The following is a 22,808-nucleotide window of genomic DNA, read 5'->3' as shown; positions in this document are numbered from 1 at the left end:
TTCGCTAGTGAAAGGCGTATTTTAATTTTTTCTGACCTGTCCTGTTTTGTAATCGAAAGTGAGCCCACTCTGCACGTTAGGAATAAAAACATTAAACTCCAAACTGCCGTCAGCCGATTTAGCCTCTATCTGGCTGCCACTCGCCAAGAGGTTATCTCCATCGTAAATCAGTCTCACCCGATAGCGAACTTTTTGATGCTTATCCAAGGCTCTACGAACCATGCTTTCATAGTAGTTTTGTCCCCGAGACTGGCTGCTGTCTGCCTGATTGGACCAAGCCGTCTGAGTTGCAATGTTATCAGGATTACTGGTTGAGGCATCAAAGCCTTTAAGTCCTCCTACCAAGGCATATCCCAGCAGGTGACCCCGATCGACAGCGTGATCGTAGACTCCAGATAAGTCCTGCAGCTGGTGCCAGCCTGGAGGTCGATAAGTGTTGCTTCCCTGACCCGTTTCGTTGCGGTTCCGATATTGCCGAGTTGCTTTGGTCAAAAGCGCATTGGCAAGCACGGGAATCCGTCTTCCTCTGACTGTCTTTGTTTGATTCGTCGCATAAGGCAGACTGGAGACATCTGCGTTAAGGGCTGTTTTATTGCCATTGATAATAAAAGAACCTGCCCCTGTCCACTCAATTTGGCTGCCCAGCTTTTGTCTGACCTTTGCAGTCAATACACTTTCTGCCAGTGCCTGACTTGGTGTCTCATCGTAGCTGCTGGAACCATTGGAAGCAATCGCAACCTCTTCTTCCTTACCCGTTAATAATTGTGCTGCTTGTTTAAAGGGATTACTGTCCTCTAAATGATTGCTGGTTGCTAAATAACCCAATCCTAAAATCAACAGCGCAACCACTACCGAGTACACTAACTGATGATCCTTTTTTCCCAGTTTTTTTCTCGCCATAATCTATCTTTCCATAGAAAAAGTAGGTCTACCCTACTTACTACTTTCCTGTAAATTTTTCAATAATTGTCTGCCACTTGTCTAAGGACAGGATGGAGACAACATCCTTCCCTTCACCAAAGAAACCATAGCCAAGCATCAAGCCCAAAGCTAGACAGCCTAGACATAAAAGGGCGACGAAAAGGATAAAAGCTATCTGATTGCGGACATATCTCCAGCCACTGCTCATAACTAATCCTCGCTTTCTCGTCGGATATCAGCACCAAGCTGCGCCAGTTTCTCATGAAATTGATAATAACCACGGTCTAAATGGGACAGCTGACCAACTTTTGTCTGCCCCTGCGCCACAAGTCCTGTGAGGATTAAGGCCGCACTCGCCCGCAGATCCGTAGACATAACCTGAGCTCCCTGCAATCTCTGGCCACCATGAATCATGGCAGTATCGCGCAAGATTTCCGAATGCAGTCCCATACGGCGCATCTCTTCCAAATGTTGGAAACGATTTTCAAAGACGGTTTCAATCATAGTGGATTCACCCTTGACAACAGCCATTAAAGCGGTAAACTGCGCCTGCATATCGGTCGGAAATCCGGGATGCGGTAAGGTTTTTACAGTAACAGGTTTGAGTTTGGAAACGTCTGATTTGACACGAATACCTGCCTCTTCTTCCCGCACATCAACCCCCATCTCTCTTAATTTTGAAATAAGGGGACGATTGTGCTCCCAAACAGCGTCTTTAATCAGGACATTGCCACTGGTCATAGCAGCCGCAACCATAAAGGTTCCGGCTTCAATTCGATCCTGAACCACATTATGTTCCGCCCCATGAAGTTCTGCCACTCCTCGGATTGTCAGCGTCTCTGTGCCGGCTCCGGAAACACGAGCCCCCATTTTATTCAAAAGGTTAGCTAAATCAACAATTTCTGGCTCACGCGCTGCATTTTCAAGGACTGTCGTCCCTTCAGCCAAGGTAGCGGCCATCATAAGGTTTTGAGTGGCGCCGACCGAAGGAAAGTCCATATAAAAATGAGCCCCTTTCAGTTTTTCTGCTGTAGCAGAAATATCACCGCCCTCTTGGTGGATAGAAGCCCCCATGGCTTCCAGACCTTTCAAATGCAAGTCAATCGGGCGGCTGCCAATCGTACAGCCTCCCGGCATGGAAACCTTAGCATGACCATTTCTCGCTAAAATGGGCCCTAGAACAACAATAGAAGCGCGCATCTGGCTGACGTACTCATAAGGCGCCGTATCCAAAATAGCTCCAGTCGCATCAACCGTAACTTGATTTAACGCTTCATCGAAATCGACAGCAATATTCAAGCCCCTAACCACATGATTCATCGTAAAAACATCCGACAGAATAGGAACGTTCTTTAAAACCGTTTTTCCCTCTACCGGTAAGATTGTTGCTGCCAACAGAGGTAAAACAGCATTCTTAGCCCCTTCAATGGTCACTTCACCTTGAAGTCTTGTATTGCCACCTTCAATAATAATTTTGTCCACAAATTTCTCCAACTATCATACGTAATCTTAGACTCTTTCTGTCATCACTTAAATGCAAAGAAAAGTTCTTGACTAAGTGTTAAAACAGATAATATAAAACTGCTCACTAGATACCCTACTGCAATACTGATAAAGAGCAGGCATAATTTTAAACGACTGATATTTTCAGGCGTCACTTTAATCAGTTTAGACCAATCAAAAAGATTGACCAGCAAGTGATAAAAAATAGCGATACAGGTCAGATGACTAAAGACAGCCACCAAACTCTCTAAATAATCCATAAGCCCATTATAACATGATTTGGAAAAGTCGCCAAAAGATATTCTTTAAATGTTAGCTGACAGAGATACCGCCTGACGGTCTCAAGGCGGGAACAAGACTGGCTGAACCAAAAAAACAAGAAGTTCCTTCTTGTTTTTTTGTCTTATTTTGAACCCACATTGATACGGTTAAGGGCACGCTGAAGAGCGATCTTAGCACGCTGTACCTCATCAATCCGATGCTGCGCTTCTGCTTCTTGAATATCACGTTCTGCACGTAATTTAGCACGCTCTGCACGCGACACATCAATGTCACGTTCACGTTCTGCTGAATCAGCCACAATAGTAATCAGATTGTTCTGAACCTCAATAATACCGCCATTAACAGCAATCCAGTCCACATGACTGTCATCGTCAATGCGTCTGACTTTCATTTCGTGAACATCCAAGGGAGCAATAATATTTTCATGGTTGGTCATAATACCAAGTTCTCCATCAGTTGTCTTCACTAAGACAAAATTAGCGTGATGGTCATATTTCAGACCATCCGGCGTTACGATTTGAACAGTCATCATATCTGCCATCATCTCACCTCACTAGTAACCCATGCGCTTAGCCTTGGCAATGACGTCCTCAATACCACCGACATTACGGAAAGCATCCTCAGGAAGATCATCGTGTTTTCCTTCAATAATTTCTTTAAACCCACGGACTGTTTCTTCTACGGGAACGTAAGATCCGGGCTGTCCGGTGAATTGTTCCGCCACATTAAAGTTTTGAGACAGGAAGAATTGAATACGGCGAGCACGTGCCACCAGAGTTTTTTCTTCTTCAGACAATTCATCCATCCCCAAAATAGCGATAATATCCTGCAATTCACGGTAACGTTGAAGAACATGCTGAACTTCTGTTGCCACCTCGTAATGCTCCTGTCCGACAATTTCCGGTGACAGCGCACGCGAACTGGAAGCCAAAGGATCAACAGCAGGATAAATCCCCATTTGTGTCAAGCGACGTTCAAGGTTTGTCGTTGAATCTAAGTGGGCAAAAGCGGTTGCCGGTGCTGGGTCAGTATAGTCATCGGCTGGGACATAGATGGCCTGAATAGACGTAACCGAGCCTTTTTTGGTAGAGGTGATTCGCTCCTGTAATTGTCCCATCTCCGTAGCAAGGGTCGGCTGGTAACCAACTGCTGACGGCATACGGCCAAGAAGGGCAGATACTTCCGAACCTGCCTGGGTAAAGCGGAAAATATTGTCAATAAAGAGCAAAACATCCTGTCCCTCAACATCACGGAAATACTCAGCAATGGTTAAACCGGTAAGCGCCACCCGCATACGTGCTCCTGGCGGCTCATTCATTTGTCCGAATACCATGGCTGTTTTTTCGATAACACCGGACTCTTTCATCTCCCAGTAAAGGTCATTCCCTTCACGGGTCCGCTCTCCGACACCGGTAAAGACAGAAATCCCACCATGTTCCTGAGCAATATTATGGATCAACTCCTGAATAAGGACCGTTTTCCCTACCCCGGCACCACCAAAAAGACCAACCTTACCACCTTTAAGGTAGGGGGCAAGCAAGTCAATAACCTTGATTCCTGTTTCTAGAATCTCCGTAGAAGTTGACAGTTCATCAAAAGCTGGTGCTTTTTTATGGATAGGTTGGCGCTCTGCCTCTTCCGAAAAAGGTTCCTCCAAATCAATGGTATCACCAAGGACATTGAACACGCGTCCCAAGGTTTCTTTACCGACAGGAACGCTAATGGCACGCCCCGTGTCAAAAACTTCCAGCCCGCGCGTCAAACCGTCTGTAGATTCCATCGCAATGGTTCTGACAACCCCATCACCTAACTCAAGGGCAACTTCAAGAACGATTCTTTGGGCTTTATCACCATTTTTATAAACGACCAATGCATTATTAATCTCAGGTATTTGGTCATCCGTTGCAAATGCGACATCTACAACCGGTCCAACGACCTGAGCAATTTTGCCTGTGCTCATTCTTCTCTCCTTTTCATTTGATTAGTCGAGGGCATTTGCACCTGCAACAATCTCTGTAATTTCCTGTGTAATCGCAGCCTGACGGACACGATTGTATCGTTTGGTTAACTCTTTGATCATCTTCTCAGAATTATCGGTTGCCGCCTGCATAGCTGTCATACCGGCAGCATGCTCTGCTGTTTTAGCATCAATAATAGCACCATAGATCAGACTTTCAGCGTATTGAGGCAAGAGCTGCTCCAAGATTGCATCGCGATTTGGTTCAAGAACAAAATCACTGACACCGGTCTCAGAGGCCTCACCTGCATCCAAATCAGAAATCGGGAGCATTTTTTCAACACGAACCTGACTGGTCAGGCTATTGATGTGGTGGGTATAACACACATACAGTTCATCGAAAAGCTCATTTTTGTACATTTCTACGGATTTGGAAATGATGCGGTTCACTTCCTCAAAACTTGGATTATCTTCTAAGCCACGTAATTCAAAGCTAACCGGCAGATTCCTTGCCTTAAAGAAATCTGCTCCCATACCTCCAATAGCGATAATGCTGTAATCATCACCGTCTGGGTGGTAGTCCTGAATGGTGTCTAAAACCGCTTTTAAAATGGTGGAATTATAAGCACCAACCAAACCCTTGTCAGATGTAATGACAATATAAGCGGTCTTTTTTACCGGACGCGCAATCAACATGGGATTGGAAGAGCCTGTCGTCAAGTCACATTTCAATAAATCGGTTGTAATCTGACGAATCTTTGAGGCATAAATCTGAAAATGCTTAGAGTCCTGCTCTGATTTCACCAATTTGGCAGAAGAAACCATCTTCATCGCATTGGTGATTTTACCTGTTTTCTGAGTTGACGAGATTTTGGTTTTAATTTCACTAAGAGAGCCTGACATTATTCATCCCTCCAATACTAGTTAAAGCGCGACTGATCTTTAAAGGACTGAATCGCCTTGTCCATCTGGTCTTCCTCAGGAAGATCCTTTGTTGTGCGGATAATCTCAAAAAGATCAGCATGATGACTGTCAAAGAAATCAAAGAGCGCTTCTTCAAAGGTTAAAATATCATCAACAGGCACACTGTCTAGGAAACCGTGTGTCAAGGCGTATAGAATCAAGACCTGCTTCTCAACAGCCAACGGCTTGTGCAGACCTTGCTTGAGAACCTCTACTGTTCGACGACCTCGGTTAAGCTTGGCTTGGGTTGCAGAATCCAAGTCTGAACCAAATTGCGTAAAGGCTTCGAGTTCGCGGTAGGAAGCCAGGTCCAGACGAAGCGTTCCTGCAACCTTTTTCATAGCCTTAATCTGAGCGCTTCCTCCGACCCGAGAGACAGAGGAACCTGCATCAATGGCGGGACGAATTCCCGAATTGAAGAGATTTTCCTGAAGGAAAATCTGTCCGTCAGTGATGGAGATAACATTGGTCGCGATATAAGCTGAAATATCACCGGCTTGTGTTTCAATGAAAGGAAGAGCTGTGATGGAGCCTCCGCCTAATTCATCTGACAATTTAGCAGACCGTTCCAAAAGGCGGCTGTGAAGGTAAAAGACATCCCCAGGATAGGCTTCGCGTCCTGGCGGACGGCGGAGTAGGAGAGACAGTTCACGATAAGCGACAGCCTGCTTTGATAAATCATCATAAACAATCAGAGCGTGCTTGCCATTGTACATAAACTCTTCTGCCATTGCAACACCTGCATAAGGGGCAATATACAGCAAAGGAGACGGCTGTGAAGCGGATGCGGTGACCACAATCGTATAGTCTAAAGCCCCATATTTACGCAGGGTTTCAACCTGAGTACGGACGGTGGACTCTTTTTGTCCAATAGCCACGTAGATACAGATCATGTCTTGTCCTTTTTGGTTAATAATCGTATCAATGGCTACGGATGTTTTACCTGTCTGACGGTCACCAATAATCAGCTCCCGTTGACCGCGTCCAATCGGCACTAGGGCATCAATCGCCTTAATCCCTGTCTGCAGAGGCTCTGATACAGATTTACGCTGCATCACGCCAGGAGCAGGTGTTTCAACCGGACGCGTCGCTGTCGTTGCAATGTCGCCTAAACCGTCAACAGGCTGTCCCAACGGATTGACCACACGCCCGATAAGGGCTTCACCTACTGGAACCTCCATAATTTTCCCAGTACGCTTCACCACATCACCTTCCCGGACCGCATTAAAATCACCAAGAATGATAATCCCAATGTCGTTGGCTTCAAGGTTTTGAGCCATCCCGTAACTGCCATTTTCAAATTCAAGTAACTCACCGCTCATGGCATTATCCAGACCGCGAGCACGGGCGATACCGTCACCAATATAGGTCACAATACCAGTCTCTGTGACGTCAAAATTTGGCTGGAAGTCTTCAATTTGCTTTTTAATTAAAGCGCTAATTTCTTGTGCATTAATTGCCAAAAGTCACACCACTTTCTATTTCAAATTCATTTTTAAATCTTGTAATTGTCTGCGAATGCTGGTATCAATGACACGATTATCCGCTTTAACGACAAAACCGCCAACAAGTGACTGATCGACGATTTCAATCAAACGATCTTGCTGAAGCTCAAATTTTTCTTCAACGATTTCCTGCAACCGTCTCTTTTGTTCATCAGATAAAGGAACGGCTGTTCTGACCTCAACGTCGAATTTCCGAGTTGCCTGACTCATCTGGTCTGAGACAGAATGCAAAATAGGGTAGAGGAGTGACTCACGTTCATTTTGCAAAAGCACTTCAAGAAAATTAGTCACGTAAGGAGAGGCCTGTTCCTGAAAGAGTCTGACAATCTTAGCCTTCTCTGAAGCTTCCATGCTGTCTGTTGCAAAAAGTGACTGCAGGTCTTTTTGACTGTCAAAGACAGCCAGCATCGCCTTAATATCATCCGTTACCGGTTTGACGGCATCATGCTCAAGAGCCACATCAACAAGACTTTTCGCATAGAGATCAACTAGGGCTAATGTTTTCTTATTCATTTCGCTTCTCCTAGTTTGTCTAAATAAGAATCAATCAGCTGGCTATGTGCTTCTTGGTCAAGATTTTTAGAAATCAGCTTTTCTGCTAAATGCAAAGACAGGTCAGCAACATCTGATTTAACAGCTGTGAAGGCTTCTGTCTTGCTGATTTCAATATCCTGCTGGGCTTTTTCCTTGAGACGTCCGGCTTCTTCTTTAGCTTCTGCTACCAATTTTTCGCCATTTGTCTTACCAGTTTCCTTAGCCGTTTCAATAATCTGATTGGCTTCTCCTTTGGCATGACTCAATTCAATTTGACGTCTGCTCTCTAAGTCCTCAGCATTTTTCCGAGAACTTTCAGCCTTATCAAGGTCATTGGCAATCTTTTCTTCTCTAGCTTTGAAAACGTCTGTCAGCTGTGTCCAGGCAAATTTTTTAATCAGAACCAACAAAAGGACAAAAGACCCTGTCACAATAATTAAATTACCTAGACTTGTACTATTAATAAGTGTTGACATTTATCATTTCTCCTTTCTTATTCTTCTTCTGGATTAACTTTTTTACCGATATAAGTGGTTGTTAACAGGACGAAAACATAGGCCTGAATACCGGATATAAAGATTGAAAAACCTGTCCAAAGCATATTAAGTACAAAGGCGATTGGTGCTGTGAAAACACTAAAATTAGCAAACTGTACTAATAACGCAAGGACAACCTCACCAGCATAGATATTTCCATAAAGACGAAGAGCCAGTGATACCACATTAGTCAACTCTTCTAAGATGTTCATAGGCATCATAGCAGGTGTCGGGTCTAAGTAACCCTTCAGGTAGTTTTTCAGACCTGTTTTACGGATGCCCTCAAAGTGGCAGATAAGCGCCACCATGAGCGACAGGCCAAAGTCAACCGCAAAGTTGGCCGTCGGCGAGGACCAGATATTATAGCCCTTAACCTCAACTTTCGCCACTAGTCCAATATTATTAGCTATCAAAACGAAGAGAAAGAGGCAAAAGGCAAACAGGCTGTAATTGGCAGTATAATCTCCTAAATTAGGCTTAATAATGCCGATGACAAAATCATAAACCCATTCCAGCACATTTTGTTTGCCAGTTGGCTTCATCTTGAGATGACGGCTTGTCCAGAAGACAAAGAGAAATGCCAGAAGAACAACCAAGAGAGACATGAAGAGTATCGTCAAATCAAATTCGATACCGAAAAAGTTAACTGTTGGATTTACCGTTTGTTCCAACCTTATCCCTCCTTTTTCCAGAATTTACTGGAAATGTCTTAGTTTACAAAGAATGTTGATGCCAGAAGAACGAAGAAAGTTCCTTCGATAAAGGCCACCCCCATGATCATAAGAGTACGTAATTTCCCAAACATTTCTGGCTGACGGGCAGAGGCTTGGGCAATATTGGCAACCAAAATACCTTCACCGAGACTAACACCCAAAACAGCGATACCAAGTGCTAAAATAGCTAAATTCATGATGAATTCTCCTTTAAAATTTTTTACCTGTTTAGTTTATTCCTATTTTTATGCTTTGTCAACGAAAACTACCAATTGTATGCGATTTCTTAAACCTTTCTTAACCTTTACAGAAAACCTTCTTAGCAAAATGCTTTTCTAACTGACACAGGCTGTCAGAAAGTGAAAAAGGACGGCTTTCGCCATCCTTTATTGGGAAGGACTAATTTTCCAACTGCCAAATGTCTTGGGCGTATTGGGTAATAGTGTCATCAGATGTAAATTTATCTGAATTGGCAATGTTCAAAAGACTCATGCGAGACCATTTTTCCTTATCTCGGTAAAGGGCGTCGATTTGCGCCTGAGCCGCAACGTAGGCCTCAAAATCCTCCAAAAGGAAGTATTCGTCATTATGAGTGATAAGGGCTTCATAAATCTCCGTTCCTTCGCTGGCACTATTAGGAATGGTCCCATTGACAAAGGTGTCTACCACACGCTTGATGGTCGGATTGCTCTCATAAACCCCACGAGAATAATAGTCATGGTTGGCATAATGCTGGTAAACCTCATCTTTATCCATACCAAAAATGACAATATTATCATCTCCCACTTCATCCTTGATTTCAATATTGGCACCATCAAGTGTTGCCAAGGTAACCGCACCCGTCATCATGAATTTCATGTTTGAGGTTCCGGAAGCTTCCTTGGAAGCAAGTGAGATTTGTTCCGATACATTGGCCGCTGGGATAATGAGTTCTGCAAGACTGACATTGTAGTTTTCAAGAAAGACGACCTTGAGCTTGCCTTGGAGGGACGCATCCTGATTAACCAGGTTTGCAATTTCATTGATTAGTTTGATAACCGACTTCGCAAAATGATAACCCGGAGCAGCCTTGGCACCAAAGATAAAGACTCTAGGCACCATATCCAAATCTGGATTGTCTTTTAAGTCCCAATATAGTTTGATAATATGCAACAGATTGAGAAGCTGACGCTTGTAAGCGTGCAGACGTTTCACCTGCACGTCAAAGATGGCATCGGTAGAGACGTCAATTCCTGTGGTCTCTTTAATGTAGGCAGCTAATTTAGCCTTGGCATCTTGTTTCACCTGATAAAAATCAGCTAGAATTTCTGGATTATCTGCCAACTCATTGAGTTTACGCAGTTCATGAATATCTGTTCGCCAGCCCGTTCCGATGGTTTTATCAATGGCTTCCGACAATTCCGGAGCCGCAATTTGGGTCCAGCGACGCTGAACAATACCGTTTGTTTTGTTATTAAACTTCTCAGGGAAGAGTACAAAGAAATCGTGTAAGGTGTCATCTTTCAGCAGTTCTGTATGGAGTTTCGCCACCCCATTGACAGAATGGCCGCCAATAATCGCCAAATTAGCCATGTGAATTTGGTCATTTTTAACAATCCGTGTATTCTCAATGGTTTCTGGATTAACCCCTTTTTGGGCTAATTCAGCGACGTAGCGGTTATCGATTTCAAGGATAATTTGATAGACCCGCGGCAGGACATTTTTAAAAAGTTCAGCATCCCATTTTTCAAGCGCTTCTGACAAAATGGTATGGTTGGTATAAGACATGGTTTTCACGGTTGTTTGCCAAGCCTTATCCCACTCTAATCCGTAGTCATCGACCAAAAGCCGCATCAATTCGGCTGGCGCTACCGCTGGGTGAGTATCATTGATATGGACAGAAACTTTTTCGTGAATATTTTCAAGCGGCCGGTTCTGCTTCAGGTAAGATTGGATAATCGTCTGTAAACCTGCGCTTGTCATGAAATATTCCTGAATGAGACGCAGCTCCTTGCCTTCATAGCTGCTGTCATCGGGATAAAGAGTAGCTGTGATATCCTGTACACGGCGACGATCTGCAACTGTTGGGTAATTTAATTCATACTCTTCTGGAATTTCCACATCCCAAAGACGAAGATTATTGATATTATCATTGCCAAAACCAATTTGAGGGACATCATAAGGAACCGCCCGAAGTATCTGGGCATTTTCATAGACTGGCATAATACGTCCCTCTTCATTGGCTTGCAGATAGACATTTCCAAAGAGCTTAACATCAACAATATCATGGTCCTTACGGGTTTCCCAAACATTACCGATTGACCCAAACCAAGAATCCGGCAGCTCTACCTGATAACCATCGACAATCCGTTGCTTGAAGAGTCCGTATTTGTAACGGAGACCATTACCGAAACCTGGATAGCCTGTTGTAGCCAGCGAATCCATGAATGCAGCTGCCAGACGGCCCAGACCGCCATTTCCAAGCGCCATATCATGCTCGGCATTTTTGACCTCTTCAAAATCAATTCCCAAATCAGCCAGTCCTTCTTTGACCGTATCAAGAATCCCTAGATTGAGGAGATTGGTTTCTAACATACGCCCAGGTAAAAATTCAATAGAGAAATAATAGGCGACTTTTTTCTGGTCCTCAGAAATCTTGCGATTACGCTCCAGCCAGAGCGGCGTGTAATATTTTCTGATCACCTTGGCCAAGGAAACAAATGCTTCCGTTGGCGTCGCCGCAGGTACCTTAATCAGCTGTGCTTCGTGAACAGCATCTTTAAAATCGCGAATAAATTTTTCTTTTGTTAATTGCATGCTTATCCTTTCAAGAAAGAACTAGCCTAAACTAGTTCCTGATATAATTTTTGATAGGCAATACTTGCCGTATCCCATGAGAAATCTCTGGTCATTGCCGTCTTTTGAAGAATTTGCCAATCTTCTTTTCTATTATAGTAGACATCTAAGGCCAACTCCAGTGTACGGTTTAGCCAGTAGCCTGAAAAGTCTTGGAAACCGAAACCTGTTCCAGTGTGCTCAAACTCATTGTAGGGCTGAACGGTATCTTTCAGACCGCCTACTTCGTGTACCAATGGCAGGCTGCCATAGCGCATGGCCATCATCTGCGACAGACCGCAAGGCTCAAAAGCACTCGGCATAAGGAACAAATCGCTGCCGGCATAGATTTGCTGAGCTAACTCAAGGTCAAACGTAATGTTGGCAGATAATTTTTCTGGGTAGGCATGTGCAAACCAAGAGAAGCTCCCCTCAAAATCTGCATAACCGGTTCCCAATAAGACAATTTGCAAATCGTGTTGCAAAATGTTGTTTAATTCTTCGACGACCAAATTAAAACCCTTTTGATCTGTCAAGCGCGACACAATTCCAATCAGAGGAACATCTGCTCTGACAGGAAGCCCCACTCTTTCTTGAAGAGCAGCTTTATTTTTGGCCTTGCCGCTGAGATCATCAACGGAAAAATGGGCTACCAAATGAGGGTCTGTTTCCGGATCAATCGTATCCGTATCAATACCATTAACAATACCGCTTAACTTGCCAGATTCCATGCGCATGATTTGATCCAGTCCTTTACCAAACTCTGGGGTCTTGATTTCTTGAGCATAGCTTGGCGAAACCGTTGTGACCCGATCAGCGTAAAGAACAGCGGCTTTCATCCAGTTCAGACAGTCATTCCAGCGAAGCGTGCCATCACGGTAACGCTCATCGCCGACGCCAAAAAGCTGACCTAGCATCCCTGGATCGAACTGCCCCTGAAATTCAATATTGTGAATCGTAAAGACCGTTTTAATCTGCTGATAAGCATTGATCCAGTGGTATTTTTCCTTCAAAAGATAAGGAATCATAGCCGTATGGTAGTCGTGAACATGAAGAATATCGGGAATAAAATCAATTTTTTCCATAGCCTCTAGGGCAGCCAGCTGGAAGAAAGCAAAACGCTCGCCATCATCAAATTCCCCATAAACGCGGCCACGGTAGAAATAGTGCTTGTTATCAATAAAGTAGAAAGACACCCCATCTCGGATAATCCGTTTCATCCCGACATATTCACGGCGCCAGCCAACATTAGTGAAAAAGTAGAAGAGATCTTCGGCTTGATCACCAAATTTTTGGTCGACCACATCATAATAGGGGAGAATAACGGCAACCTCATCGCCATTTTTGACAAGGGATTTGGGAAGAGCCCCGATGACATCGCCCAAACCACCCGTTTTAGCAAAGGGTGCCCCTTCTGCTGCTACAAATAATGTTTTCATTGTTCCACATCCTCAAGAATGTCACGGTTTTTGCCAATAACCAACGGCTTTTCAGCTGTTCCCCGAATCGTTACGCCAGGAGCGATGCTGACGCTCTTGTCAATAATCGCATATTCAATCACTGCTCCTTCGCCAATTTTAGCCTTAGGAAAAACAATCGAATCCGAAATTTTGACATTGCTGCCGACATAGCAGTTACGGGAAAGAATAGAATGCCGAACTTCCCCTTTGACAACAGATCCTGAAGCCAGCTGAGCATTTTTTACAACCGAAGAGTCTGCAAAATAAGTTGCTTCCTCATTTTTTACCTTGGTATAAACCTTCTGGTTTGAATAAAGAAGTGAGTAGAATTTTTGAGGATCCAGCATATCCATGTTGGCCTTGTAATAAGATTTGACAGAGGTGATATTAGCTAGATAGCCTGTGTACTCAAAGGCCAGTGCATTGTATTCAACAATCAAGTCGCGTAAGAGGTAGCGAAGCTTTCTTGGCTCTGCTTTTTCAGCTTCTTCTTCCATTTTTTGAATCAAAAATGGGGTGTTGATGACATAAATGTCTGTTGACATTTTTTCAAGGTCAGAGTCTGACGGCTGACTTGGTTTGCCAGAAACCGTATCGGACTCATCGATTTCTAAAATATCATTAGCCGGAGACAGCTGGTCTTTGGCCAATTTCTTGTAGACAACGGTAATGTCTCGATTATTGGCATTGTGGAGGTGAATAACCTGCTGCAAATCAATATTGCAAAGGATATCACAGCTCATATAAATGGTCTGGTCTGAACCCGCACGGCGTAAGTATGTTAGGATTTGCTCATAGTAATCCCTGTCAGTCACTTGACTCTCAACATCCGTATTGTAGAAACCTAGGAAATAATGACTCAGAAGTGTATTTAAGCCCCACTCGCGTCCGCTTCTGATATGGTCAAAGACAGAGCGGATATTTTGTCCGCGGAAAATTCCGTAAACACTGCGAATCCCAGCATTAGCCAGATTAGACAGTTGAAAGTCAATCAGCCGGTATTTGCCGTCAAAAGGCAGGTTAGCTAAGGGACGATTATCCGTCAGCCCTTCCATATCATGGTAGCCTACGGCATTACCTAAAATTGCAGAATATTTATCAGTCTTCATTTGGAACCCCCACTCTCTCATTATAACCAATCACCTGAACTTCTTCGCTGCCATCAATCTCAACATTGTCACCAATAACAGCGCCTTCACCGATAATCGCTCTTGTGATTTTTGCACCTTCGCCGATTGTTGCACCGCTCATGATGAAACTGTCTTTAATTTCAGCATTTTCCTTAACATGAACATTGGTGGACAGGATGGAGTGGTCCACCTTCCCGTCAACAAAACAGCCGTCCACAACCAAGGAATCTTTCACACTGGCATTTTCAGTAATAAAGTTTGGCGGAGCAATTAAGTTTTTAGAGTAAATTTTCCAAGAACGATCCCTGCTATTGAGTTCGTTTTCTTCTGCGATGTATTCCATGTTTGCTTCCCAAAGGGATTCAATCGTTCCCACATCTTTCCAGTAACCTTTGAAATTGTAGGTGTAAACACGGTCTCCCGCTTCTAGGTAAGCAGGAATAACATTATTACCGAAATCTGACATATCCACTTTATTCTTAGCAGCATCTACCAGCATGGAACGCAGCCGATCCCAAGTGAAGATGTAAATTCCCATTGAAGCCTTGGTTGATTTTGGATTTTCAGGTTTTTCCTCAAATTCAACAATACGGTCGCTCGAATCAGTATTCATGATACCAAAACGGCTGGCTTCTTTCAGCGGCACATCAATAACAGCAACGGTTAGGCTGGCCATATTGTCCTTGTGCGTTTGGAGCATATCATCATAATCCATCTTGTAGATATGGTCGCCCGACAGAATAAGGACATATTCTGGGTTAACGCTGTCAATATAGTCAATGTTTTGATAGATAGCATGGCTGGTGCCTTCAAACCAACGATTGCCCTCTGTCGCTGAATAAGGCTGCAAAATGGTCGCACCGGAATTAATACCGTCAAGACCCCAAGCAGAGCCATTTCCGATATGGCTGTTTAATGCAAGCGGCTGATACTGGGTAATGACGCCAACATTGTGAATGCCAGAATTGGCACAGTTTGACAGGGCAAAGTCAATAATGCGATAACGCCCCCCGAACTGCACTGCTGGTTTAGCGATGCTTTGTGTTAATTTTCCAAGACGAGTCCCTTGTCCCCCTGCGAGGATGAGAGCCAACATTTCATTCTTCATGTCATTTTCCTTCCCAAATACAATTACTTATAACGACGTTTAATCCGCCATATACTTGCGCCCAGAGCTGGCAGGGTGAAGCTGAGGGTATTTTCATAATCCTTCCACAACCCTTTTTGTGTCTTAACGGTTTCGTTATGTTCCTTCCAGACACCGCCATGTTCTTCTAGCTCAGTATTCCAAATTTCTTCATAAAGGCCTGCAATTGGGACACCAATGGTAAAGCCTTGGCGTTCCACCGGAGCCATATTGAAGACACAGATTAACATTTCTCCTTTCTTGTTTTTTCGAATGAAGGACAGGACACTCTCATCACGATTATCAGCGTCGATGATTTCAATGCCGTCGTAACTGGTGTCAACTTGCCACAGAACCTTATGGTCCTTATAGAATTGGTTTAATTTGCTCGTGAAAGTTTGCATTTTTTGATTGAGGTCGTCCTCAAGATTTCCCCACTCTAGCTGCTGGTCGTATTTCCATTCTAAGAATTGACCAAATTCACTGCCCATAAAGAGTAATTTTTTACCTGGATGGCAAATCTGGTAGGTATAGAGATTTCTAAGACCGGCAAATTGGTTATAGCGATCTCCCCACATCTTGTGCATCAGACTCTTCTTCCCATGGACGACTTCGTCATGTGAAAATGGCAAGATAAAGTTTTCTGAAAACAGGTACATAAAACTAAAGGTCACTAGATTAAAATCAAATTTGCGATAAACCGGATCTTCTTCATAGAATTTCAGAATATCATTCATCCACCCCATATTCCACTTGTAATCAAAGCCTAAGCCACCTTCTTCTCTGCGACCGGTAATCTTAGTTGAAGCAGTTGATTCTTCGGCAATCATCATAACATCTGGATGAGCCAGTTTAATCACGGTATTAAGACGCTGCAAGAAATAGTAACCTTCTAAATTACGGTTGCCGCCATCCTTATTGGGCTGCCATGGTCCTTCATCATAATCCAAATAAAGCATATTGCTGACTGCATCAACCCGAACCCCATCAATATGGTAGAACTCAATCCAGAATTTAAGGCTGGAGATCAGGAAAGATTGAACCTGATTTTTGCCTAAATCAAAATTAAGGGCCCCCCAGCGGTAATTATGGGCACGGTCATGATCTTGATATTCAAACGTTGGTGTCCCGTCAAAGTAAGCAAGCGCGTCATCATTGATGGTAAAATGACCAGGTACCCAATCCACGATAACACCAATATTATTTTGGTGACAGGCCTCGACAAAATCCTGAAACTGTTCGGGTGTCCCATAGGTATGCTCAAAAGCAAAAAAGCCCATCAGTTGATAACCCCAGCTCATTCCTAAGGGGTGAGCCATCAGTGGCATAAACTCCACATGGGTGTAATTCATCTCCACCAAGTAAGGGATGAGCTCTTCTTTGAGTTGATCAAAGCGGTAAGGAGACCCATCTTCATTGGTTTTCCAAGAAGAGGCATGGATCTCGTAAATATTGACCGGTCTTTCAAAGAAGCCTAACCGTTTACGGCGTCCTAGCCAAAGACCATCCTTCCATTTCTTCTCCGGAATATGGTGAATAACGGCTCCCGTACCAGGTCTTTCTTCCAAATAAACGGCAAAAGGATCCATTTTTTCCACTACTTGGCCTCCCTGTCGGGTCACCAAGTATTTATAAATCTGACCTTCCTTGGGCTGATCCGTAAAGACTTCCCATACCCCTGCTTCATTCTTAGTCATCTGCAGCGGTGCATCAAACCAAGCTGTAAAATCACCGATTAGCTGGACATTCTCAGCATTTGGAGCCCATACTCTAAACACGTAGCCGGCTCTGCCATCTTCTTCTGTTTTATGGAAACCAAAGTAATGCTGCGCATGAAAATTTTCACCCGTCCCAAAGGTTCGAAGCGCTTCTTTTTCGTCCATTAAAACACCCCCTTCTCACTTTAACACAAAGGCTACCATAATTAGAATTGTTTGAAAATTTAATAAAAAGAAAAATAACCCAAGATTTCTTGGATTATTTTCTTAATTCAAAGACCGACACCGTCAAATTTTCAAAATCATCACTCAGTTTATGAAAGCGTTTTACGTTTGAAAGTATTATATCATATTTTTGATTGGGTGTCATGTCAATTTTCAAGTTTTTTCCACTCGCATTGAAAATAAGTTTATAGCGTTTTTGTGTCGAGTTGATGTTGACCACAACAACCCCTGAACCATACTCAGCTGATTCGACATAAACATTCTTGCGGATGTCTTCATAAGATTCAAAAGAGAAGGCTTCTTCTTTGGTTTTGAGCCTGATTAATTCTTTGACAAAGTTGATAGTCGGCTTATAAAGGGTAACATGGTTCCAGTTCACCTGGTTAACCGCATCAGGAGCATTGTAGCTGTTCATAGCTCTTTCTTTATCAGCAAAGGTCAAGAGACCGTCGTCTCCTGTCGCAAACAGTTTTGTCCGCAGGAATTCCTGCCCAAGTTCAATAAAACTCATACCCTGCATCAAAATGCCCAAACTGGTTGCCAGTTCAACCCGCTTGATATGGGTTTCTTGATTATCTTCAGGATTGAGTTCCAACAGCAGATCATTCAGATTATAATTGTCGTGTGCTTCGACATAGTTAAGCACCTGATTCGGGGCCAGATAAACGTTTAATTCGTCACTGCCAAGCATCCCCTTAGCAACCTTTTCTTCCGTTGGGGCTCCTGAAACAAGACCGCTTTTGAAATCCCCGTAAACTTCTGCCCCCTTAATTGCATCTCTGGTATCGTCGTTAAAGAAACCGATTCCTGGCATCTGGAAAGCATTGGCTTTTTTGGCCTTATCCTCAGGCATAAGACCTGTCCCCATGTCCCATCCCTCTCCGTAGATGAGAATCCGCGGGTCAATGTCATCCAAGGCCTTTCGGATAGCATTCATGGTCTCGACATCATGCAAGCCCATTAAATCAAAGCGGAAGCCGTCTATATTGTATTCATTCACCCAGTATAAGACAGAATCAATCATATACTTGCGGAACATTTCCTTCTCGCTGGCCGTTTCATTGCCAACGCCCGAACCATTCTGGAAGGAGCCGTCTGGGTTCATCCGATAATAATAATCCGGCACCGTCAGCTGAAAGGCTGAATTATAAGAGGAATAGGTATGGTTATAAACCACATCCATAATCACGCCAATGCCAGCATCATGGTAAGCCTGAATCAGCTGTTTTAACTCCGTAATTCTGGCGGTCGGTGCATGGGGATTACTGCTAAAGCTCGCTTCCGGAACATTAAAGTTTTCGGGATCGTAGCCCCAGTTATAAAGATAGTTGCCCTCATCATCAAAGGTCTGATGATGATCAAAGATGGGCTGCAGCTGGACATAATTGACACCTAAGTCTTTGATGTAGTCAAAGGTCGTCTTGTCGCCATAAAGATTTTTGGTTCCCTCTTCAAAGGCTCCTAGGAATTTCCCGCGATTTTCTTGGCGGACACCAGAGGTTTCTGAAACAGAGAAATCTCGAATATGCATCTCTGTAATCACTGCTTTATTGGGATTATCAAGCCGCCATGTCGCATCTTTGCCATGTTTGACTTCAAATCCTTCAGGTTGTCTGTCTTCGGGGGCTACGACGACTGACCGTCTGCCGTTAGCTGTTGTAGCTATACTATAAGGGTCTCTGGTATCTTTAAAACTGCTTTTACGGTAATGGATACGGTACTTGTAGGCTTGATAATTCAAATCTCCCTCAACCTCTACTGTCCAGAGACCATGCGTATTGGTTTGGTGATTTTCTGGCGTTCTGACATTGCCTCGTTTCATAGGCAGAACCGTTTTGACACTTGATTTGGCTGCCGTAGAGCCAAATAAAACCAAGTCTACACGTTCTGCCGTAGGAGCCCAGAGCCGAAAGGCTGTCGCTTCCGGTTGATAGGAAAACCCTAACCAGCCTTGAAAGCCCCATTCCTTATCAAAACGTTTGGCATTAAGCGCCATATCATAGGCGTGGGGTGATCGGTGACTATAGTGGTGACTGGCAATGGCTGCCTGTCTAGAATAATAAACCATATCATCTCCCTGGACAATCCAAACTTCGTTACGGAATTTTCCAGGATGACGATTGACCTTAAAATCAGGCGTTTTGACAGACCAATTGGCGTTTTTGACCATCAGACAAACCTGACCTTGAAAATAGTCGGATTCGTAGTTAATCGTTCCAACGATTCCAAAACTATCGAATCTTGTAAAATAAGCATCTTGCCCAATTTGTCCTTCTAACCATTGCCATATACTGAAGTCAAAATAGTTTCCCGAGCGACTATGATAGTGAACGGTTAAAGTATTTTTCATGGGTATTACTCACTTCCTCCTCCCAATGTTTCGTCTAGATGCTCAACTTCTCTAGCAAATTTCTGTGCAATAGCCTCCAAGACTAATTCTTCAGAGTCCAGTGTAATGGCATCATCCGAAATCTCGTCGGTATTCGCAATAAATTCAATGTGATTTTTTAAATTACGCAGCTCAATCGGGGCATCACCGCCATATTCGCCATCCAGATTGATCATCATGCGCTTGGCTTTTTTGCCCTTTGGCTTAATCTTAATATAGCTGGTCTTAATGTACTCAATCTTACTGTGATTGATGTGGCGCCCCCCTGTTAAAACAAGGCGAATCAGATGAGATAATTCAAACAAATTGGCGGTCTTCACCAAAATCAAGGTGAAATTGCCGTCATCTAATTTGGCGTCCGGTGCAATCTGTTCAAAGCCTCCGACAGAATTGGTCAAGGCAACGAAAATCATGGAAACTTCCCCGTCAAACACACCTTGATCGTGTGTCACCTGAACCGGAATCGTTCGCACACGCGGCAGCAACTCTGCCCCCTTCACCAAATAGGCCAAGTAGCCAAACATGGTTTTTAACTGACTGGGAACACTATAGGTTAATTCTGTCAGGCTGCCCGCGGCAGCGATATTGATGAAATACCTGTCTTTGTAAGCTCTCCCGATATCCATATGAATGGTCTGATCTTTGCCAATCAGCTTGGTCGCTTCAATAGGATTGCCGCGCGGCACTTTCAGTGCTCTGGCAAAATCATTGGTGGTTCCGGTCGGAATAATCGCCATTTTAGGACGACGGCGCAGAGGAGCAATGCCATTAACAACTTCATTGATCGTCCCGTCTCCGCCTGCGGCAATCAGCAAATCAAAACCTGCTTTGGCTGCCCGCGCAGCCTCCATCTGTGCTGATTTAGGTTCAGCCGTTGTCTGGAAGGCACTCGCTTCGTATCCGTAGGCTTCCAAAAGATTAAGAACATCAGCCACATTACGCTTCATGACTTCCTGCCCAGATGTTGGATTATAGATTAAACGGGCACGTTTTTGTTTTACCATAGTTCTACCTGTTACAAACTTTCTAACCAAGCTTCATCCTTGATAGTGATGCCAAGCTGCTGAGCTTTTTCAAGTTTAGAGCCAGCATCGCTTCCTGCCACGACAATGTCCGTCTTTTTCGAGACACTTCCTGTGACATTGGCTCCAAGATGCTGCAGTTTTTCTTTGGCTTGGTTACGAGTCAAGCGTTCTAACTTGCCGGTCAAGACAACCGTCTGTCCTGACAAGAGACTGTCGCTGGCAGCTTTTTTGCCTAAATAAGTCAGATTGACCCCATAGGATTGGAGTTCAGAAAGCAGCTTCTGAGCACCCTCTCTTGCAAAATAGGTCTTAAGCGAATTAGCAACGACTGAACCTAAGCCTTCAATAGCAGCGATAGCATCATAGTCTGCTTCAAAAAGCTTAGGAAGGCTGTCAAACGTCTCTAAAAGGAGTCTGCTGGCCTTACTGCCAACATGGCGAATCCCCAGTCCGAAGAGCAGCTTTTCGCCCGAATTCTCTTTAGAAAGCTGAATAGCATCATAGAGTTTCTGAGCTGATTTTTCCTTAATACCTTCGAGTGTCAGCAGGTCTTCCACCGTCAAACCATAAATATCTGCTACATCATGGATGAGATTGGCCTCAAAGAGCTTATCAGCAATAGCTGGACCAAAACCTGCAATATTCATCGCATTTCGGCTGGCGAAATGAATTAACTTTTCACGCAGCTGGGCCGGACAAAGTGGGTTAAGACAGCGGAGTGCCACCTCATCTTCAAAATGGATTAAATCACTCTGACAGGATGGACACTGGCTAGGAATTGGCAGGGGCGTTTCCTGCTGACGCTTGTCCCTGACTACCTGCAAAACAGCTGGGATAATATCCCCTGCCTTATACACCACAACTGTATCCTGAAGACGGATATCCTTTTCACGGATATAATCAACATTATGAAGCGTGGCTCGGCTGACGGTTGTTCCCGCCAACTGGACAGGGGTCAGATTGGCTGTTGGCGTGACGACTCCTGTCCGTCCAACCGTCCAATCAACTGATAAAATCTGAGCTTCTTTTTCCTCGGCGGGAAACTTGTAAGCAATCGCCCAGCGAGGAGCCTTAACCGTAAAGCCCAATTCTTCCTGCATTGCCAGACTGTTAACCTTAATCACAACACCGTCAATCTCATAAGGCAGGCTAGAACGCTCCGCCCCGACCGCTTCAATAAATTGCCAAATATCGTCCATCGAAGCTGACACAAGGTGCTTGGGATTAACCGAAAATCCCAAGTTCGCAAAAGAAGCAAGAACGGCTTCCTGAGTCGCAATGCTTGTTTCACCTGCTTCTTGATAGATGAAGGTTGCCAGATTGCGCTTGGCAACAACCGCCGTATCCAGCTGCCGCAAGGTACCGGCAGCTGCATTGCGCGGGTTGGCAAACTCAGGCAGACCGCTTTCCTGACGCTCCTTATTTATCTGCTCAAAAGAAGCTTTTGGCAAGTAGGCTTCACCTCTGACCGTCAGCGTCTCTTGATGAGGCAGGGTCAAAGGAATGTCCTTGATGCGTTTGAGATTTTCGGTAATATTTTCCCCGACAGTCCCGTCCCCCCGTGTGGCACCTACCGCCAGAAGGCCATTCACATAGGTCAAAGAAATGGAGAGACCGTCAATTTTTAGCTCAGCTAGGTATTGGGCGCTGGGAAATTCACGCTTCACTCTTTTGTCAAAGGCATCCAGTTCAGCACGCGAAAAGGCATCCTGCAGGGAGAAAAGCGGATACTCATGTCTGTATTTGTCAAAACCTTCTAAAACCTGTCCACCAACACGATGCGTTGGGCTGTCAGCAAGAATGGCTTCTGGGTGTGCTTTTTCAAGTTCAACTAGCTCACGGTAAAGCCGATCATACTCGGCGTCTGATACAGAAGGACTATCCTGAGTATAGTATTCTTTTGCATATTGATTGAGCAAGGTGACTAATTCGTTCATTCGTTCTTTCATACCACCCTTATTTTAGCATATTTTTCAAAGGCTTTTCTAGTATTTCTCACTATAAAAT

The 22,808-nt window shown here is 44.2% G+C and carries 20 protein-coding genes; all 20 read right to left on the bottom strand.

Annotation, left to right across the window (positions count from 1 at the left end; genetic code table 11):
• Window positions 1-21: 21 nt before the first annotated feature.
• The 20 genes from A3GY_RS0100970 to ligA all read right to left on the bottom strand — a co-directional run bounded on the left by A3GY_RS0100970 (window position 22) and on the right by ligA (window position 22,750).
• Window positions 22-900, bottom strand: coding sequence for a DNA/RNA non-specific endonuclease (locus tag A3GY_RS0100970; protein ID WP_018029523.1), 879 nt, complete (start codon window positions 898-900; stop codon window positions 22-24).
• A 40-nt stretch (window positions 901-940) separates the two neighbouring features.
• Window positions 941-1,129 (bottom strand): DNA-directed RNA polymerase subunit beta, encoded by a 189-nt coding sequence (locus A3GY_RS0100965; protein ID WP_018029522.1) that lies wholly within the window; start codon window positions 1,127-1,129, stop codon window positions 941-943.
• Between the two features lie 2 nt (window positions 1,130-1,131).
• The gene (murA, locus tag A3GY_RS0100960) at window positions 1,132-2,403 is read right to left on the bottom strand and encodes a UDP-N-acetylglucosamine 1-carboxyvinyltransferase (RefSeq protein WP_018029521.1); all 1,272 of its coding nucleotides are present in this window, start codon (window positions 2,401-2,403) and stop codon (window positions 1,132-1,134) included.
• A 44-nt stretch (window positions 2,404-2,447) separates the two neighbouring features.
• Window positions 2,448-2,684, bottom strand: coding sequence for a DUF1146 family protein (locus A3GY_RS0100955; RefSeq protein ID WP_026161857.1), 237 nt, complete (start codon window positions 2,682-2,684; stop codon window positions 2,448-2,450).
• Between the two features lie 143 nt (window positions 2,685-2,827).
• A complete protein-coding gene (locus A3GY_RS0100950; protein ID WP_018029519.1) occupies window positions 2,828-3,247 on the bottom strand; it encodes a F0F1 ATP synthase subunit epsilon in 420 nt (139 codons plus the stop codon).
• A 12-nt stretch (window positions 3,248-3,259) separates the two neighbouring features.
• Window positions 3,260-4,666, bottom strand: coding sequence for a F0F1 ATP synthase subunit beta (atpD, locus tag A3GY_RS0100945; RefSeq protein ID WP_018029518.1), 1,407 nt, complete (start codon window positions 4,664-4,666; stop codon window positions 3,260-3,262).
• A gap of 21 nt (window positions 4,667-4,687) precedes the next feature.
• Window positions 4,688-5,566, bottom strand: coding sequence for a F0F1 ATP synthase subunit gamma (locus tag A3GY_RS0100940; protein ID WP_018029517.1), 879 nt, complete (start codon window positions 5,564-5,566; stop codon window positions 4,688-4,690).
• 17 nt (window positions 5,567-5,583) lie between these two features.
• Window positions 5,584-7,089: a F0F1 ATP synthase subunit alpha gene (atpA, locus tag A3GY_RS0100935; RefSeq protein ID WP_018029516.1), complete on the bottom strand. Its 1,506-nt coding sequence runs from the start codon at window positions 7,087-7,089 to the stop codon at window positions 5,584-5,586.
• Window positions 7,090-7,104: 15 nt separating this feature from the next.
• Window positions 7,105-7,644: a F0F1 ATP synthase subunit delta gene (locus tag A3GY_RS0100930; RefSeq protein WP_018029515.1), complete on the bottom strand. Its 540-nt coding sequence runs from the start codon at window positions 7,642-7,644 to the stop codon at window positions 7,105-7,107.
• Window positions 7,641-8,141, bottom strand: a complete 501-nt coding sequence (gene atpF, locus A3GY_RS0100925) for a F0F1 ATP synthase subunit B (protein ID WP_018029514.1) — start codon at window positions 8,139-8,141, stop codon at window positions 7,641-7,643. Before atpF ends, A3GY_RS0100930 begins: the two co-directional genes overlap by 4 nt.
• A 17-nt stretch (window positions 8,142-8,158) precedes the next feature.
• Window positions 8,159-8,872: a F0F1 ATP synthase subunit A gene (gene atpB / locus A3GY_RS0100920; RefSeq protein WP_018029513.1), complete on the bottom strand. Its 714-nt coding sequence runs from the start codon at window positions 8,870-8,872 to the stop codon at window positions 8,159-8,161.
• Between the two features lie 38 nt (window positions 8,873-8,910).
• A complete protein-coding gene (locus A3GY_RS0100915) occupies window positions 8,911-9,114 on the bottom strand; it encodes a F0F1 ATP synthase subunit C (RefSeq protein WP_197708972.1) in 204 nt (67 codons plus the stop codon).
• A gap of 199 nt (window positions 9,115-9,313) precedes the next feature.
• The gene (locus A3GY_RS0100910; RefSeq protein ID WP_018029511.1) at window positions 9,314-11,710 is read right to left on the bottom strand and encodes a glycogen/starch/alpha-glucan phosphorylase; all 2,397 of its coding nucleotides are present in this window, start codon (window positions 11,708-11,710) and stop codon (window positions 9,314-9,316) included.
• A gap of 26 nt (window positions 11,711-11,736) precedes the next feature.
• On the bottom strand, window positions 11,737-13,167 hold the full coding sequence (gene glgA / locus A3GY_RS0100905) for a glycogen synthase GlgA (protein ID WP_018029510.1): 1,431 nt from the start codon (window positions 13,165-13,167) through the stop codon (window positions 11,737-11,739).
• Window positions 13,164-14,297, bottom strand: coding sequence for a glucose-1-phosphate adenylyltransferase subunit GlgD (glgD, locus tag A3GY_RS0100900; protein WP_018029509.1), 1,134 nt, complete (start codon window positions 14,295-14,297; stop codon window positions 13,164-13,166). The genes glgA and glgD overlap by 4 nt, the downstream gene beginning before the upstream one ends.
• Window positions 14,287-15,426: a glucose-1-phosphate adenylyltransferase gene (locus A3GY_RS0100895; protein WP_018029508.1), complete on the bottom strand. Its 1,140-nt coding sequence runs from the start codon at window positions 15,424-15,426 to the stop codon at window positions 14,287-14,289. Before A3GY_RS0100895 ends, glgD begins: the two co-directional genes overlap by 11 nt.
• Before the next feature lie 23 nt (window positions 15,427-15,449).
• A complete protein-coding gene (gene glgB / locus A3GY_RS0100890) occupies window positions 15,450-17,327 on the bottom strand; it encodes a 1,4-alpha-glucan branching protein GlgB (protein ID WP_018029507.1) in 1,878 nt (625 codons plus the stop codon).
• A 94-nt stretch (window positions 17,328-17,421) separates the two neighbouring features.
• Entirely contained in the window at window positions 17,422-19,737 is a 2,316-nt protein-coding gene (gene pulA, locus A3GY_RS0100885; protein WP_018029506.1) for a type I pullulanase, read from the bottom strand.
• 5 nt (window positions 19,738-19,742) lie between these two features.
• On the bottom strand, window positions 19,743-20,780 hold the full coding sequence (locus A3GY_RS0100880; protein WP_018029505.1) for a diacylglycerol kinase: 1,038 nt from the start codon (window positions 20,778-20,780) through the stop codon (window positions 19,743-19,745).
• Window positions 20,781-20,791: 11 nt separating this feature from the next.
• Window positions 20,792-22,750, bottom strand: coding sequence for an NAD-dependent DNA ligase LigA (gene ligA / locus A3GY_RS0100875; protein ID WP_018029504.1), 1,959 nt, complete (start codon window positions 22,748-22,750; stop codon window positions 20,792-20,794).
• Between the last annotated feature and the right edge of the window lie 58 nt (window positions 22,751-22,808).

The sequence above is a fragment of the Streptococcus ferus DSM 20646 genome, from assembly GCF_000372425.1.
Lineage (GTDB): Bacteria > Bacillota > Bacilli > Lactobacillales > Streptococcaceae > Streptococcus > Streptococcus ferus.
The sequence above is the reverse complement of the archived record's forward strand: the minus strand, read 5'-3'. Positions and strand labels throughout refer to the sequence as shown.